This is a genomic window from Rhizobium sp. CB2179, assembly GCF_057653455.1.
The window spans coordinates 1,869,480-1,885,416 of sequence record NZ_CM172781.1; the positions used below are offsets into that span (position 1 = coordinate 1,869,480).

Annotated in this window: 14 protein-coding genes; 5 read left to right on the forward strand and 9 right to left on the reverse strand. The window is 60.6% G+C overall.

The window, feature by feature from the left end; translation table 11 throughout:
• Positions 1–39: 39 nt before the first annotated feature.
• The 3 genes from hspQ to AC244Q_RS09440 form a co-directional block, all read right to left on the reverse strand.
• Positions 40–369 (reverse strand): heat shock protein HspQ, encoded by a 330-nt coding sequence (gene hspQ, locus AC244Q_RS09430; RefSeq protein WP_003539613.1) that lies wholly within the window; start codon positions 367–369, stop codon positions 40–42.
• A 161-nt stretch (positions 370–530) separates the two neighbouring features.
• Positions 531–1,940, reverse strand: coding sequence for a type I glutamate--ammonia ligase (glnA, locus tag AC244Q_RS09435; RefSeq protein ID WP_012757434.1), 1,410 nt, complete (start codon positions 1,938–1,940; stop codon positions 531–533).
• A 78-nt stretch (positions 1,941–2,018) separates the two neighbouring features.
• The gene (locus tag AC244Q_RS09440; RefSeq protein ID WP_003579240.1) at positions 2,019–2,357 is read right to left on the reverse strand and encodes a P-II family nitrogen regulator; all 339 of its coding nucleotides are present in this window, start codon (positions 2,355–2,357) and stop codon (positions 2,019–2,021) included.
• Between the two features lie 343 nt (positions 2,358–2,700).
• On the opposite strand from AC244Q_RS09440, the gene AC244Q_RS09445 reads away from it, so the two are divergent.
• The gene (locus AC244Q_RS09445; protein WP_128406977.1) at positions 2,701–4,173 is read left to right on the forward strand and encodes an NAD(P)H-hydrate dehydratase; all 1,473 of its coding nucleotides are present in this window, start codon (positions 2,701–2,703) and stop codon (positions 4,171–4,173) included.
• Positions 4,174–4,522: 349 nt separating this feature from the next.
• Positions 4,523–5,539 carry a DUF808 domain-containing protein gene (locus tag AC244Q_RS09450; RefSeq protein WP_012757436.1) on the forward strand — a complete coding sequence of 339 codons (1,017 nt, stop codon included), beginning with the start codon at positions 4,523–4,525 and terminating at the stop codon, positions 5,537–5,539.
• A 30-nt stretch (positions 5,540–5,569) separates the two neighbouring features.
• Here AC244Q_RS09450 and AC244Q_RS09455 read toward each other — a convergent pair whose 3' ends face one another.
• Genes AC244Q_RS09455 through uvrA form a run of 3 tightly spaced genes read right to left on the reverse strand, consistent with a single transcriptional unit; the run spans position 5,570 to position 9,780 of the window.
• On the reverse strand, positions 5,570–6,376 hold the full coding sequence (locus AC244Q_RS09455; RefSeq protein WP_012757437.1) for a DUF72 domain-containing protein: 807 nt from the start codon (positions 6,374–6,376) through the stop codon (positions 5,570–5,572).
• A gap of 24 nt (positions 6,377–6,400) precedes the next feature.
• Positions 6,401–6,862 (reverse strand): GNAT family N-acetyltransferase, encoded by a 462-nt coding sequence (locus AC244Q_RS09460; protein WP_128406976.1) that lies wholly within the window; start codon positions 6,860–6,862, stop codon positions 6,401–6,403.
• Positions 6,859–9,780: an excinuclease ABC subunit UvrA gene (gene uvrA / locus AC244Q_RS09465; RefSeq protein ID WP_012757439.1), complete on the reverse strand. Its 2,922-nt coding sequence runs from the start codon at positions 9,778–9,780 to the stop codon at positions 6,859–6,861. The genes AC244Q_RS09460 and uvrA overlap by 4 nt, the downstream gene beginning before the upstream one ends.
• A 282-nt stretch (positions 9,781–10,062) precedes the next feature.
• Here uvrA and AC244Q_RS09470 point away from each other — a divergent pair, with 282 nt between their 5' ends.
• Positions 10,063–10,572 (forward strand): single-stranded DNA-binding protein, encoded by a 510-nt coding sequence (locus AC244Q_RS09470; RefSeq protein WP_012757440.1) that lies wholly within the window; start codon positions 10,063–10,065, stop codon positions 10,570–10,572.
• 308 nt (positions 10,573–10,880) lie between these two features.
• On the forward strand, positions 10,881–11,246 hold the full coding sequence (locus tag AC244Q_RS09475) for a hypothetical protein (protein ID WP_017994061.1): 366 nt from the start codon (positions 10,881–10,883) through the stop codon (positions 11,244–11,246).
• A gap of 22 nt (positions 11,247–11,268) precedes the next feature.
• Here AC244Q_RS09475 and AC244Q_RS09480 read toward each other — a convergent pair whose 3' ends face one another.
• The gene (locus AC244Q_RS09480) at positions 11,269–11,916 is read right to left on the reverse strand and encodes a MarC family protein (RefSeq protein WP_113545091.1); all 648 of its coding nucleotides are present in this window, start codon (positions 11,914–11,916) and stop codon (positions 11,269–11,271) included.
• A 236-nt stretch (positions 11,917–12,152) separates the two neighbouring features.
• On the opposite strand from AC244Q_RS09480, the gene gyrA reads away from it, so the two are divergent.
• A complete protein-coding gene (gyrA, locus tag AC244Q_RS09485) occupies positions 12,153–14,990 on the forward strand; it encodes a DNA gyrase subunit A (RefSeq protein ID WP_012757443.1) in 2,838 nt (945 codons plus the stop codon).
• Positions 14,991–15,326: 336 nt separating this feature from the next.
• On the opposite strand, the gene AC244Q_RS09490 is transcribed toward gyrA, so the two are convergent.
• The gene (locus tag AC244Q_RS09490; RefSeq protein WP_003539654.1) at positions 15,327–15,482 is read right to left on the reverse strand and encodes a hypothetical protein; all 156 of its coding nucleotides are present in this window, start codon (positions 15,480–15,482) and stop codon (positions 15,327–15,329) included.
• 123 nt (positions 15,483–15,605) lie between these two features.
• On the reverse strand, positions 15,606–15,893 hold the full coding sequence (locus AC244Q_RS09495; protein ID WP_017994063.1) for a hypothetical protein: 288 nt from the start codon (positions 15,891–15,893) through the stop codon (positions 15,606–15,608).
• Positions 15,894–15,937: the final 44 nt, after the last annotated feature.

Consider the following 15,937-nt stretch of genomic DNA (forward strand, 5'->3'; position numbering starts at 1 on the left):
GAGAAGCGAGGCCTTGATTTAACGATCGGCACGAGTGAGTTAGTGGGCGAAGCTCATCTTGGGTTTGAACTGCCCTGACGGGGCCTGATCGAAGATCTGGTAGATCTGTGGGTTGCGAAGCGGCGTGCCGCTTTCGTCGTTCATCAGGTTCTGTTCGGAGACGTAAGCGACATATTCGCTCTCGTCATTCTCGGCAAGCAGGTGATAGAAGGGCTGGTCCCTGCTCGGGCGCACCTCGGCCGGAATGGAATTCCACCATTCCTCCGTATTCGCGAACTCCGGATCAACGTCAAAGATGACGCCGCGAAACGGAAAAACCTTGTGCCGAACCACTTCGCCGATGCTGAACTTTGCTACTCTTTCTTTCATGGTACGACTTCCTTTCATCACCAAATTTGGTGATTGGCGCCGCGCAAATCAAGATTTTGCACGCCGTTCGTCACATGAACGTCATATCCTCGCCATTTGCCGTTCGTGACCTGGGAGGCGAAAGCCCCGGCGGGCCGGGACTTTCTGTGTTCAGGGCCCGATCAGGCCGAATAGTACATGTCGTATTCGACCGGATGCGGCGTCATTTCGAAACGCATCACCTCAGCCATCTTCAACTCGATGAAGGCATCGATCTGGTCGTCGTCGAAGACGCCGCCGGCCGTCAGGAACTTGCGATCCTTGTCGAGACTTTCGAGTGCTTCGCGCAAGCTGCCGCAGACGGTCGGGATCTTCTTCAGTTCCTTCGGCGGCAGGTCGTAGAGATCCTTGTCCATGGCCTTGCCCGGATGGATCTTGTTCTTGATGCCGTCGAGGCCGGCCATCAGCATGGCGGCAAAGGCGAGATAGGGGTTGGCGGTCGGATCCGGGAAGCGGACTTCGACGCGCTTTGCCTTCGGGTTGGTGCCGAACGGAATGCGGCAGGAAGCCGAGCGGTTGCGGGCCGAATAGGCCAGCAGTACCGGTGCTTCATAACCCGGGACCAGACGCTTGTAGGAATTCGTCGACGGATTGGTGAAGGCGTTGATCGCCTTGGCGTGCTTGATGATGCCGCCGATATAGAACAGGCAGCTCTCGGAAAGGCCGGCATATTCGTCGCCGGCAAAGGTCGGCTTGCCGCCCTTCCAGATCGACTGGTGCACATGCATGCCCGAGCCGTTGTCGCCGAAGATCGGCTTCGGCATGAAGGTCGCTGTCTTGCCATAGGCGTTGGCCACCTGGTGCACGACGTATTTGTAGATCTGCATCTTGTCGGCGTTGCGCACCAGCGTATCGAACTTGATGCCGAGTTCGTGCTGGGCAGCAGCCACTTCGTGGTGATGCTTTTCGACGACGACGCCCATTTCGGAGAGCACCGTCAGCATTTCAGAACGCATGTCCTGGGCGCTGTCGACGGGGGGAACCGGGAAGTAGCCGCCCTTGACGCGCGGACGGTGGCCGAGGTTGCCGGTCTCGTAGTCGGTGTCGTCGTTCGACGGCAATTCGGTGGAATCGAGCTTGAAGCCGGTGTTATAAGGATCGGCCTTGTACTTGACGTCGTCGAAGACGAAGAATTCGGCTTCCGGGCCGACGAAGATGGTATCGCCGATGCCTGATGCCTTGAGATAGGCTTCGGCCTTCTTGGCGGTGCCGCGCGGATCGCGGTTATAGGCCTCGCCGGAGACCGGATCGAGGATGTCGCAGACGATGACCATGGTCGACTGGGCGAAGAACGGGTCCATATGCACCGTTTCGGTGTCGGGCATCAGCACCATGTCGGACTCGTTGATGGCCTTCCAGCCGCCGATCGAGGAGCCGTCGAACATCACGCCGTCAGCGAACATGTCTTCGTCGACGCAGACGACGTCCATCGTCACATGCTGTAGCTTGCCCTTCGGGTCGGTGAAACGCAGATCGACGAACTTTACGTCGTTCTCCTTGATCTGCTTCAGAATTTCGCTTGCGGTCGCCATTAATGAGTTTCCTCCGATTTGCGATGACGGTGTAGGTCGGCGATGACGGTAACGGACTTTGCGCGATTGGCAAAGTGGTCAGATGGCATCGATGCCGGTCTCGCCGGTGCGGATGCGGATAACCTCTTCGATGTTGGATACGAAGATCTTTCCGTCGCCGATGCGGCCGGTCTGCGCCGCCTTGCGGATCGCATCGATGACGGCCTCCGCGTTCTCGTCGGCCAGTACGACCTCGACTTTAACCTTCGGCAGGAAATCGACGACGTATTCAGCTCCGCGGTAGAGTTCCGTGTGGCCCTTCTGACGGCCGAAACCCTTGGCTTCCGTGACCGTGATACCCTGCAGGCCAACTTCCTGAAGGGCTTCCTTCACTTCGTCCAGCTTGAAAGGCTTAATGATCGCTTCGATCTTTTTCATGAGAAAATGTCTCTCCGCTTCTCTTGTTATGGCAGGAATTTTCCCGCTCGCCGGATATGATGCAGATATCGTGCCAGTTTGAAATCCATCTTGTCGAAAAAACACGTCGATTCTGTCAAAACAGGCGCGTTTGCGGGGAATTCTATGTGGTTTTGGTGGCGGAACGGGTGGAAAAACATTGTCTCCGATCAAAATCACATCCGAAACGGAAAAAGTCAGGTATTTTCGCAACTGCGAATACACATCGTCTGGAGATGAAAATATAGGCAAATGCTTAAATTGCGTCCTTCTCTTTGGTATTTCAGGCGGTTGTTTTTTAGGCGTTTTTTGATTGAATAGGGTGATGATCAAACATCTGTCCGACCTTCTTCTCACGCCTGCCGAAATGGCCGCGGTCGACGCGGCCGCTGCGGCATCCGGCATCGACTCCTTCGGTCTGATGGAGGGGGCAGGTGCCGCGGTCGCGGCCGCTGCTCTGCGCCTTTATCCCGGAGCTTTGCGTTTCGTCGCACTCTGCGGACCGGGCAACAATGGCGGCGACGCCTATGTCGCAGCCCGTCATCTGCAGGAAAGCGGGGCGAGGGTGGCGCTCTTCCACCTCGGCGATCCCATGAGGCTGAAAGGTGATGCCGCCCGTGCCCACATGAACTGCGCGCTCAAGGGACAGGAACTCGACCTCTATCGGCCGGAAACCGGCGACGTCGTCGTCGATGGCTTGTTCGGGGCGGGGCTTGGCCGCGAGGTGCCGGCCGATGTGCGCGCGCTGATCGGCCGCGTCACCGAGGCCGATATTCCTGTGCTCGCCATCGATCTGCCCTCCGGCCTCGATGGTCGCACCGGCAAGGTGCTGGGTGCCGCCTTCCGGGCCTGCAACACCATCACCTTCATGACCCGCAAGCCCGGTCATCTGCTGATGCCGGGTAGGGAGCTTTGCGGTGAATTGGAGGTCTTCGATATCGGTATTCCCGCCCGCATCATCCGCGCTGAGGCAGGCGGTGTCATCGCCGAGAACACGCCGGATGCCTGGAAGCGCGTGCTGCCGGCCGAGCAACTGGAAACCCACAAATACAAGCGCGGTCATCTGGTCGTCTTCTCAGGCGAGGCCGACAAGACGGGTGCCGCGCGCATGTCGGCGATCTCGGGCCTGAAGGCCGGCGCCGGCCTGGTGACGATCGCCGCCCCCCACGCGGCGATGGCCGCCAATGCTGCGCATCTCACCGCCGTCATGCTGCATGCCATCGACGACGAGGCCGACCTCGGCGACTGGCTCTCCGACAAGCGGCTGCAGACCTTCGTCCTCGGCCCCGGTTTCGGTATCGGCGCCAGGGCGCGCGGCTTCGTCTCGGCCCTTGCCGATCGCCATCTGGTGCTCGATGCCGACGGCATCTCCTCGTTCAAGGACGATCCGCAACAGCTGTTTGATCTTTTCCGGGGTGAGCCGCGTCTGGTGCTGACGCCGCACGAGGGCGAATTCGCCCGGCTCTTTCCCGATATCGGCGGCGACGATAGGCTCGGCAAGGTGGACAAGGCTGTGGCCGCCGCCCGCCGCGCCAATGCCGCGATTATCTACAAAGGCGCCGATACCGTCATCGCCGCGCCAGACGGCCGTGCGCTCATCAATACCAACGCTCCCGTCTGGCTTGCCACCGCCGGTTCCGGCGACGTGCTTGCCGGCATCATCGGCGGATTGCTGGCCCAGGGCCTGCCGGCCTTCGAGGCCGCGGCCGCCGGCGTCTGGCTGCACGGCGAGGCAGGCCAACGCGCCGGCAAGGGGCTGACGGCGGAGGAGCTTGCAGACGAGGTGTTGACCCTTTAGAGGGCTGCGTCCTTTGGGACGCACAAAGGACGCTCTAGCTCTTTCAATCGCATCGTGCTTTCCGACAATCGATTCCGATTTTCGGTCCGATGCGCTTGCGCCTCGGCATGGGCCAGGATTGAGGAGCGCGGACGCCGCGGATCCAGCCATCTGCCGGATCTGCCCGCTGATGGCCTCCTGCACCTCTGACGCAGAAGCAGCATCGAGGGCGGGTTGAACTCGATGCCGGCTGAATAACGGCCATTGTCGCCGCGATCCTTGCGTGGCATCTTCCCGGCGGAGGATTCCGCGTCTCGTTCACGGGCTTTCCGTTTTGCTGTGTAAGTTTGTCTTCCCGACGGAGGCTCGAATGAGTATTGGCCTGATCGCCCTTCTTGATGATATCGCGGCATTGGCCAAGGTGGCTGCGGCCTCGCTCGACGATATTGCCGGCCAGGCGGCCAAAGCAGGCGCGAAAGCGGCTGGCGTCGTCATTGACGATGCGGCCGTCACACCCCGCTATGTCACCGGATTTTCGGCAGCACGCGAATTGCCGATCATCGGCAAGATCGCGCTCGGCTCGCTGAAGAACAAGCTTCTGATCCTGCTTCCGGCAGCACTGATCCTGAGCCTTGTCGCACCGCAGGCGATCACACCGCTGCTGATGATTGGCGGACTTTATCTCTGCTACGAGGGTGTGGAAAAAGTCTACGGGCTGGTGCTGCCGCACGCGGCCCACGCCCATGAATCGGCGCTCGAGGCGACGAGCCTCGATGCCAAATCCATAGAAGACGAGAAGGTTGCCGGCGCAATCAAGACGGATTTCATTCTGTCGGCCGAGATCATGGCGATTACGCTCGCCGCAGTGCCGTCAGGCAGCATGTTCACGCAGGCCGTCATCCTTGCCGTCGTTGGGCTGGGCATCACGGTCTTGGTCTATGGCGGTGTGGCGCTTATCGTCAAGGCCGATGATCTGGGTCTGATGCTGGCGCGTGTGCGGACGGCGTCTCCGATCGGCGCATTCCTGCGTTCGATCGGAAAGGGGCTCGTCACAGGCATGCCTTATTTTCTGAAAGTGCTCGGCATTGTCGGAACAGCCGCCATGATCTGGGTCGGCGGCGGCATCATCGTTCATGGCCTCGAAGCCTATGGCATCGGCGGCCTTGCGCATCTGATCCATGATGCCGGTGAGGCGACGGCGCATGCAGTTCCCGTTCTGGCATCGGTGCTCAGCTGGATCGTCGAGGCCGCAGGAGCTGGCATCGTCGGGATCGTCGCCGGCTTGATTGCAATTCCGGTCGCCGGCTACGCCGTTTCGCCGCTATGGCGGCACCTCAAGTCGCTCCTGCCGCGCCGGAAAGAGGCGCTGGCGAACGAGAAAAAATGAAGCCTGCCGTTATCGGCGGGCCAGCCTTGCCTACTTCGCCAGCGCCTGCTGCAGGGCGATTGCCCCATGCGGCGCATTGACCTTGCCCTCATGGATCATGAAGGCAAAGACGTCGCGCGGCTCGGTCTTCACCTTGCGATCTCCATCGATCAGCGGCAGGTCATCAGGAACCTTGCCCTCCGCCCAGGTCTCCAGCCGGTCAGCCCAGGCCTTCAGGTCCTTTTCCGGATAGCAGGTCGGAATATCGTCCGAGCCCTTCTGCAGCCGCGCATAGACGAAATCGGCCGTCACGTCGGCGATCATCGGATATTCGAAATGTTCGGCGCAAACAGGCGCCACGCCGTATTTGGCCAGCAGCGCCACGAACTCCGGCACCTTGAAGGAATCGTGCCGCACCTCGACCACGTGGCGGAGTGTCAGCCCCTCCTGTTTTGCCGGCAGCAAGTTCAGGAAGGCTTCGAAATCCTCTGCATCGAACTTCTTCGTCGGCGCGAACTGCCAGAGCAGCGGCCCGAGATGATCGCCGAGTTCGCTGATGCCCGATGACAGGAACCGCTCCATCGATTCACCGGCTTCGGCAAGCACCCGCCGATTGGTGACGAAACGTGTCGCCTTCAGCGAGAAGATGAAGCCGTCGGGCACGTCAGCCGCCCATTTGGCAAAGACCGCAGGCTTCTGCGTGCTGTAATAGGTGCCGTTGACCTCGATGACCTTCAGCTGGCGGCTGGCATAATTCAGCTCGTCCTTCTGTTTCAGGCTCTCGGGAAAGAAATGCCCGCGCCAGGGCTCGAAGGTCCAGCCGCCGATGCCGGTGCGGATAGTGCCGGATTTCGTCATGTCGTCCTCCCCATTCGCAGCCGCTCAGGCCGCATCGATCTCTTTCGTCATATCGACGAGCGTCCATCCTGGCCGATAAGGGTTCGGCCGGCGACCCGTTTCCTGAAACCCGAAGGCGCTGTAGAGCGCGATATTCCGCTCCATCCGCGCATTCGTGTAGAGCCGGATCTCCGGCACGGCCCATTCCCGTGCCTTGCCCTCCAGCCAGCGCAGCATCGCCAGTCCATGCCCGGCACCTTGAAAGGCCGGCGAGACCGCGATGCTGAACAGCATGAGGTGATCGGCATGCTGCTCGACGACCACCAGGCCGGCCGTTTGCCCGCCGACCTCGCGCAGCCAGACCTCGCCGCGTTCGATCCGCGGCGCGTAATCCTCCGTCACGGGTATCGGCGGAGCGCCGAAGAGTTCGCTATAGGGCCGATAAGCGGCTGACGTCAGCGTCGCGATCGTTTCCAGATCAACGGGCGACGCTGGCCTCATCGTCATTCCGCCGCAACCGCCTTCTTCGCCGGCCGCCGTTCCAGCAATTCCTTCAGGAACTGTCCGGTATAGGACCGCTTCTCCTTGACGATCGCTTCGGGCGTGCCGGTCGCGACGATCTCGCCGCCGCCGTCGCCGCCTTCGGGGCCGAAATCGAGCACCCAGTCGGCCGTCTTGATGACTTCGAGATTGTGCTCGATCACCACCACCGAATTGCCCTGGTTGACCAGTTCGTGCAGCATTTCGAGCAGCTTGGCGACGTCGTGGAAATGCAGGCCGGTCGTCGGTTCATCGAGAATATAGAGCGTGCGCCCCGTCGAGCGCTTCGACAGTTCCTTGGCGAGCTTGACGCGCTGCGCTTCGCCGCCCGAGAGCGTATTCGCCTGCTGGCCGACCTTGATATAACCGAGGCCGACATCCTTCAGCGATTGCAGCTTGTCGCGCACCGCAGGCACCGCCGCAAAGAAATCGACGCCTTCTTCCACCGTCATGTCGAGCACCTCGGCGATCGACTTCTGCTTGAAGGTGACATCGAGCGTCTCTCTGTTATAGCGCTTGCCGTGGCAGACATCGCAAGTGACGTAGACATCGGGCAGGAAGTGCATCTCGATCTTGATGACGCCGTCGCCCTGGCAGGCCTCGCAGCGTCCGCCTTTGACGTTGAACGAGAAGCGGCCCGGCTGGTAGCCGCGCGCCTTTGCCTCCGGCAGGCCGGCGAACCAGTCGCGGATCGGCGTGAAGGCGCCGGTATAGGTCGCCGGGTTCGAGCGCGGCGTACGGCCGATCGGCGACTGGTCGATGTCGATCACCTTGTCGATATGCTCGAAGCCGTCGATGCGATCGTGATCGGCCGGGTTTTCACGTGCGCCCATGACGCGGCGTGCCGCCGATTTATAAAGCGTCTCGATCAGGAAGGTGGATTTGCCGCCGCCGGAAACGCCGGTCACCGCCGTGAACACGCCGAGCGGGATCGACGCCGTGACATTCTTCAGATTGTTGCCGCGCGCCCCGACCACCTTGATCTCGCGGCCCTTCTTCGGCTTGCGGCGCTCGTCGGGAACGGGAACGCCAAGTTCGCCGGAGAGATATTTACCGGTCAGCGAGTTCGGACTGTCCATGATGTCCTGCGGCGTACCATGGGCAATGACCTGACCGCCGTGAATGCCGGCCGCCGGGCCGATATCGACCACGTCGTCGGCCGTCATGATCGCATCCTCGTCATGTTCCACGACAATGACGGTGTTGCCGATGTCGCGCAGGTGCTTCAGCGTGTCGAGCAGCCGGGCATTGTCACGCTGATGCAAGCCGATCGACGGCTCGTCGAGCACATAGAGCACGCCCGTCAGCCCGGAGCCGATCTGCGAGGCAAGCCGGATGCGCTGGCTTTCGCCGCCCGACAGCGTGCCGGAATTGCGCGACAGGCTGAGATATTCCAGGCCGACATCATTGAGGAAGCGCAGCCGGTCGCGGATTTCCTTGAGGATGCGCACGGCAATCTCGTTCTGCTTGGCGTTGAAGCTTGCCGGCAGCGTCTCGAACCAATCGCGGGCAACACGGATCGACATACCAGTCACTTCGCCGATATGCAGCGTGTCGATCTTCACCGCCAAGGCCTCCGGCTTCAGGCGGAAGCCGTTGCAGGAAGGGCAGGGGGCCGCCGACATGAAGCGTTCGATATCTTCGCGCGCCCAAGCGGAGTCGGTCTCCTTCCAGCGGCGCTCGAGATTGGTGATGATGCCCTCGAAATTCTTCTGCGTCGTATAGGAGCGGGCGCCGTCGGCGTAGTGGAATTCGATCTTGTCGTTGGTTCCGTTGAGGATGACGTCTTTGGCCTCGTCGGTGAGATCGTTCCAGCGGGTGCCGAGCTTGAAGCCGTAATGTTTGCCGAGCGCTTCCAGCGTCTGATTGTAGTAGGGCGAGGTCGACTTGGCCCAGGGCGCGATCGCCCCGTCGCGCAGCGTCCGCTCGGGCTCGGGCACGATCAGATCCGGATCGATCTTCTGCTGGGCGCCGAGGCCGTCACAGGTCGGGCAGGCGCCGAACGGGTTGTTGAAGGAGAACAGCCTGGGTTCGATCTCGGGAATGGTGAAGCCGGAGACCGGGCAAGCGAATTTTTCCGAAAACAGCACGCGCTCATGTGTCTCGTTCAGCGACTTGTTGGCCGAGCCGCCGGCCGACGTCTCTTCCAGCGGCAGCGGCTTGTCGGCGAATTCGGCGACCGCCAGCCCGTCGGCGAGTTTCAGGCAAGTCTCCAGACTGTCGGCCAGCCGCGCCGAGACATCCGAGCGCACGACGATGCGGTCGACCACCACGTCGATATCGTGCTTATATTTCTTGTCGAGCACCGGCGCTTCAGCGATCTCATAGAACTGGCCGTCGACCTTGACGCGCTGGAAGCCCTTCTTCATCAGCTCGGCCAGTTCTTTTTTGTATTCGCCTTTGCGCCCGCGCACGAGCGGCGCAAGAATATAAAGACGGGTGCCCTCGCCGAAATCGAGAATGCGGTCGACCATCTGGCTGACGGTCTGGCTCTCGATCGGTAGGCCGGTCGCCGGCGAATATGGAACGCCGACGCGGGCAAAGAGCAGGCGCATGTAGTCGTAGATCTCGGTGACGGTGCCGACCGTCGAGCGCGGATTGCGCGACGTGGTCTTCTGCTCGATCGAGATCGCCGGCGACAGCCCGTCGATCTGGTCGACGTCGGGCTTCTGCATCATTTCGAGGAACTGCCGGGCATAGGCCGACAGGCTCTCGACATAACGCCGCTGGCCCTCGGCATAGATCGTGTCGAAGGCGAGCGAGGATTTGCCGGAACCCGAAAGCCCGGTCATGACGATCAGCTTGTTACGCGGCAGATCGAGATCGATGCTCTTCAGATTATGCTCGCGCGCGCCGCGGATGGAGATCGTCTTCAGTTCGCTCATCGTCTCTGCTTTGGTTTTCTGGATGACAGCCCTTATTTAGTGATGCCAACGGGCGAGTCGAGGCTGAATGTCCACTACGGTCAAGGTTTTCGATTCTGTTGACAGGATCATACGGATAAATTAGAACAAAGAAAGAACAAAATTCCTGATGGATGCATGCGGCTTTCTGATGGATAAAGATGTGGATTAAATGCCGCCCATGCGCATCGGCGGTCCGTGATGGTTTAAGGTGCGCCGATCGATTAAACGCCGCCGGGCAGGGCGGCAGGCAGGGTGAGAAGCATGGCTGGTAGTGTGAATAAGGTAATTCTGATTGGAAACGTCGGTGCGGACCCCGAAATCCGCCGCACTCAGGATGGCCGGCCGATCGCCAATCTTCGTATCGCGACCTCGGAGACGTGGCGCGATCGCAATTCCGGCGAGCGCCGTGAGAAGACCGAATGGCACACTGTCGTCGTCTTCAACGAGGGCCTCTGCAAGGTCGTCGAGCAATATGTGAAAAAGGGCGCCAAGCTCTATATCGAAGGCCAGCTGCAGACCCGCAAATGGCAGGACCAGCAGGGCCAGGATCGCTACAGCACGGAAGTGGTGCTGCAGGGTTTCGGTTCGACGCTGACGATGCTCGACGGCCGCGGTGAAGGCGGCGGCGCGAGCGGCGGCCGTGGCAGTGGCGCCGGCGGCAACGATTATGGCGACGATTACGGCGCCCCGGCTCCCGCTTCATCGCCGAGCCGCGGCGGTGGCGGCGGCGGCAACTTCTCGCGGGATCTCGACGACGATATCCCGTTCTGATCGATAGCCTTTCCTGGCTTGGTGAGAGACGTGAGAGAGCATGATGCCTTGGATGGCGTCATGCTCTTTTTCTTTGATTTCGCGGCAGATGATTCAGACCACATCGGCCGGAATTTGGGGAATTCTGAATGAGCTGCCACATCTTTAATAGAGCTTCCGGTACGCGCCTCCGACTTTGGTTGGACGAGTCACCGCCGTCGATGGATTCAACTCGATGCCGTCTGTGGGAGAGTAAAGTTTTCGCCAGCGGAGAAGGCACTCCTCATCGGACGAACGTGGCTGCGGAAATAGCTCGGCCGGTTGGAGGCATGACTGTACATGGTCTGCTGTCAGTTACCCTGGATAAGTCCACTAAAACGCAAGGTCTGCAGGTGAATGTCCCGATTGAACGTACCAAGGGAGAGAGGTGGTCCCTATCACTTGCTCCAAGTCACCACAAAGTGCTTACCGGATTTGCCGCGGAATACATGCCGGGCCTGTTCAAGGGGATAGAGGATCTTGGTGAGGCTGCATTACCTAGTTTTGGAATTCTCTCCTTTGATCGAATGGCACATTCGGACATAGGTTCGTCGATAGATATTTTTCGCGAGTTGACGAGAGCTATCGTGCGCGCTTTGACTATGGAGCAGGTTCCTGAAACGCCGAATGAGGCGTTCGCACTTCTCGCAGTTTAGATTGAAAGGCGCTCAAGGTTTTTCAGTGCGGCGTCGCGCTGATGAGATTGAACGCCGACTTTGCCCCGTCGACGACGAATTGTGCGGCAAGCGCGGCGAGGATGACGCCGAGGAGTCGCGTCAGGATCGCCCGGCCGGTGACGCCGAGAAAACGGTCCAGCCTTTCGGCGATGAGCAGCATGACGAAGGTCAGGAGCAGATTGGCGGCAATGACGCCGATCAGCTGCGCTTTCCCGATCGAGGTGGCGAGCGTGCCGGCAAGCAGGATCGTCGCCGAGATCGCGCCCGGGCCGGCGATCAGCGGCAAGGCGAGTGGGAAGACGGCGATATTCTCGATATGATCCTTGGTGATCGCCGCCTCGGTCGCCTTCTCCTTGCGCTCCTGCCGCCTCTCGAACACCATCTCGAATGCGATCCAGAACAGCAGCAGCCCGCCGGCGATGCGGAAGGCGCCGATCGAAATCCCGAGCACCCCGAGCACGCCCGCGCCGAAAAGCGCGAAGACGGCAAGGATGATGAAGGCGATGACCGAGCCGCGCAGCGCCACCTGCTTGCGCTCGGTTCGGCTCATGCCCGTCGTCAGGCCCAGAAAGATCGGCGCAAGCCCCGGTGGATCGATGGTGACGAGCAGCGTCGTGAAGGCGTTGATCAATTGGTCGGCGCTTGTCATCGGCTCTCCGGAACCCCATATGGGTGCGTGGTTTTTATGATTGTGAAGCGGGGATTCCGATTTGGCAAATATCCCGCGGCGGCCCGCGGCGGATTTGTCCGGTCCGGCCGCGCAACTTGCATGTTTTACCCTCTTTAAGCCGCAAAAGCCTGTTCAAAACGCGCTGTGAAATTGGCGCGGCAACAGGCTTTCCGCTATAAATCTTCAAGTGATTCTAGAAGAGATCGTGATCTGTTTTGACTGAGCAAACACCCCCCGGCGGCGGGAAGCTCCCGCCAGGCATCGAGCCCATCTCCATCATGGAGGAAATGCAGCGGTCGTATCTCGATTACGCCATGAGCGTCATCGTCAGCCGCGCGCTGCCCGACGTGCGCGACGGCCTGAAGCCCGTGCACCGGCGCATCCTCTACGGCATGTCCGAACTCGGCATCGACTGGAACAAGAAATACGTCAAATGCGCCCGCGTCACCGGTGACGTGATGGGTAAATTCCATCCGCACGGCAATTCCGCGATCTATGATGCGCTCGCCCGCATGGCGCAGCCCTGGTCGCTGCGTCTGCCGCTGATCGACGGTCAGGGCAATTTCGGTTCGGTCGATGGTGATCCGCCGGCGGCCGAACGTTATACCGAATGCCGCCTCGAAAAGGCTGCCCACTCGCTGCTCGACGATCTCGACAAGGAAACCGTCGATTTCCGCGACAACTACGACGGCACGCTTTCCGAGCCGGTCGTGGTGCCCGCCAAGTTCCCGAACCTGCTCGTCAACGGCGCCGGCGGCATCGCAGTCGGCATGGCGACCAACATCCCGCCGCACAATCTCTCCGAAGTCATCGACGGCTGCATCGCGCTGATCGACGATCCGGCAATCGAGCTGCCGGAACTGATCCAGATCATTCCCGGTCCCGATTTCCCGACGGGCGCGAAGATCCTCGGCCGTGCCGGCATCCGCTCGGCTTATGAGACCGGCCGCGGCTCCGTTATCATGCGCGGTGTCGCCGCCATCGAGCCGATGCGCGGTGACCGCGAGCAGATCATCATCACCGAGATTCCCTACCAGGTGAACAAGGCGACGATGATCGAGAAGATGGCCGAGCTGGTGCGCGACAAGCGCATCGAAGGCATTTCCGATCTGCGCGACGAATCCGACCGCCAGGGGTATCGCGTTGTCGTCGAGCTGAAGCGCGATGCCAACGCCGATGTTATCCTCAACCAGCTCTATCGTTATACGCCGCTGCAGACGTCCTTCGGCTGCAACATGGTGGCGCTGAACGGTGGCAAGCCCGAACAGCTGACCCTGCTCGACATGCTGCGCGCTTTCGTCTCGTTCCGCGAGGAAGTCGTTAGCCGGAGAACGAAATTCCTGCTGCGCAAGGCGCGTGATCGCGCCCATGTGTTGGTTGGTCTCGCCATCGCCGTCGCCAATATCGACGAGGTCATCCGCGTCATCCGCCAGGCGCCCGATCCGCAGTCGGCTCGCGAAGAACTGATGACCCGCCGCTGGCCGGCGGAAGATGTCGAAAGCCTGATCCGTCTGATCGACGATCCGCGCCATCGCATCAACGAGGATCTGACTTACAACCTCTCCGAAGAGCAGGCCCGCGCCATCCTCGAATTGCGCCTTGCCCGCCTGACCGCGCTTGGCCGCGACGAAATCGGCGACGAACTCAACAAGATCGGCGAGGAAATCAAGGATTATCTCGATATCCTCTCCTCGCGCGTCCGCATCCAGACCATCGTCAAGGACGAACTTCTCGCCGTCCGCGACGAGTTCGGCACGCCGCGCCGCACCGAGATCGTCGATGGCGGTCTCGAAATGGACGACGAGGACCTGATCGCGCGTGAAGACATGGTCGTCACCGTCTCGCATCTCGGTTATATCAAGCGCGTGCCACTGACCACCTACCGCGCCCAGCGCCGAGGCGGCAAGGGCCGCTCCGGCATGACCACCCGCGACGCGGATTTCGTTAGCCGGCTATTCGTCGTCAACACTCATACGCCGGTTCTGTTCTTCTCCTCGCGCGGTATTGTCTACAAGGAGAAGGTCTGGCGCCTGCCGATCGGCACGCCGACCTCACGCGGCAAGGCGCTGATCAACATGCTGCCGCTTGCACCCGGCGAGCGCATCACCACGATCCTGCCATTGCCCGAAGACGAGACGAGCTGGGACAATCTCGACGTCATGTTCTCGACCACGCGCGGCACGGTTCGCCGCAACAAGCTGTCGGATTTCGTCCAGGTCAACCGCAATGGCAAGATCGCCATGAAGCTGGAGGAGGAGGGCGACGAAATCCTCTCCGTCGAGACCTGCACGGAAAATGACGACGTGCTGCTCACGACGGCGCTCGGCCAGTGCATCCGCTTCTCCGTCGACGACGTCCGGGTCTTTGCCGGCCGCAACTCGATCGGCGTGCGTGGCATCAATCTCGGCGATAGCGACCGCATCATTTCCATGACGATCGTTGGTCATGTCGATGCCGAGCCGTGGGAGCGTGCTGCCTATCTCAAGCGTTCCGCCACCGAACGCCGGGCGACGGGCGTGGATGAAGAGGATATTGCGCTGGTCGGTGAAGAGGTCATCGAGGAGGGACAGCTCTCCGACGACCGCTATGACGAGCTGAGAGCACGCGAACAGTTCGTGCTCACCGTCTCCGAAAAGGGCTTCGGCAAGCGTTCGTCGTCCTACGACTTCCGCATTTCCGGCCGCGGCGGCAAGGGCATCCGCGCTACCGACACCTCGAAAACAGCCGAGATCGGCGAGCTGGTCGCGGCTTTTCCGATCGATGATGGCGACCAGATCATGCTGGTCTCCGATGGCGGTCAGCTGATCCGCGTGCCGGTCGGCGGCATCCGCATCGCCAGCCGCGCCACCAAGGGCGTCACCATCTTCTCGACGGCCAAGGACGAGAAGGTCGTCTCGGTCGAGCGCATCAGCGAGCCGGAGGAGGACGAGACGGAAGAGGCTGTCGAGATCGCCGAAGGCTCACCTGCTACTGAAGAAGGTGCTGCCGACGAAGGTGGCGGCGACGAGGCGCCGATTGCCGATGGCGATCCGGCCGGGCCTGCCGAGGAATGATCAAATGAACGGGGCGGCTTCGAGCCGCCCTTTTCTTTTCAAATCGGAGATGGTTCGGGACACGCCCAAAGAAAAAGCCGGACGCTGTGTGGCATCCGGCTTTGAATGGCCCTGGCGACGGAAGAGTGCCGCTCAAGGGTGGGAGAGGGCAGTAAGCGAGGAATGTCAGAATGCTCTATGTTTTTCATTCAGAGCCTTCACCTCTTCGCCTTCGCGCCGGAGCGCTGAAATCGTCGAGGCCACAGACACGATGAACATGACGCTGATAAGGGCGGTGAGCATTGTCAAGATCGTGAACATAGGCATTCCTTTCCTGGGGAGTTGCGTTCTCGCCCCTCAGTACTGGCCCAGCACGGCCGTCCGGGCCGAAGCGTAGGGTCCATAAACCTTGGACGTATCAACCTTCTGATCATAGAGAGCGACAGTTGCGGTCAGCATGCCCGTGACCATTACCATCCAGAGCACGTTAATCATCGTAATCTTGCCGGGCATTTTTAATCCTTCCGCGCCGCTCTAATGTATCGGTTGAATGAACGCATCCGTCTGTAAATGGTTCCGCCGGATGTTGATCGGGTGTTTACCAATGCCGATCTGAAGCGACCTTGAATGTCTCGTTCATCTGGCATTCAGATTCGCAGCTCGTTTTTCGCGCAGCCGACCCTGGATGCGCACGATCGCCGCGTGCTCGGCAAGCTCCGGCCGCACCCAGCTCATCTCGTATCGATCGGCGAAATAGCCATAGGCCATCTCGGCGGCGAGGGAGGAAACGACGGCAAGTGCAACAAGCACGATCAGCATGGATCTGGTCTTTCGGGGAGCGCCGGATGCCGGAATGGCATCGGCTGCTTTGATGATCGGAGTTAAACAGATCCTATCTGAAACGGTCTTGAACGGGCCATTCATCCGTCGTTTAACCGCCCGGCGCATAACGTCCTTTTACGTGTCCG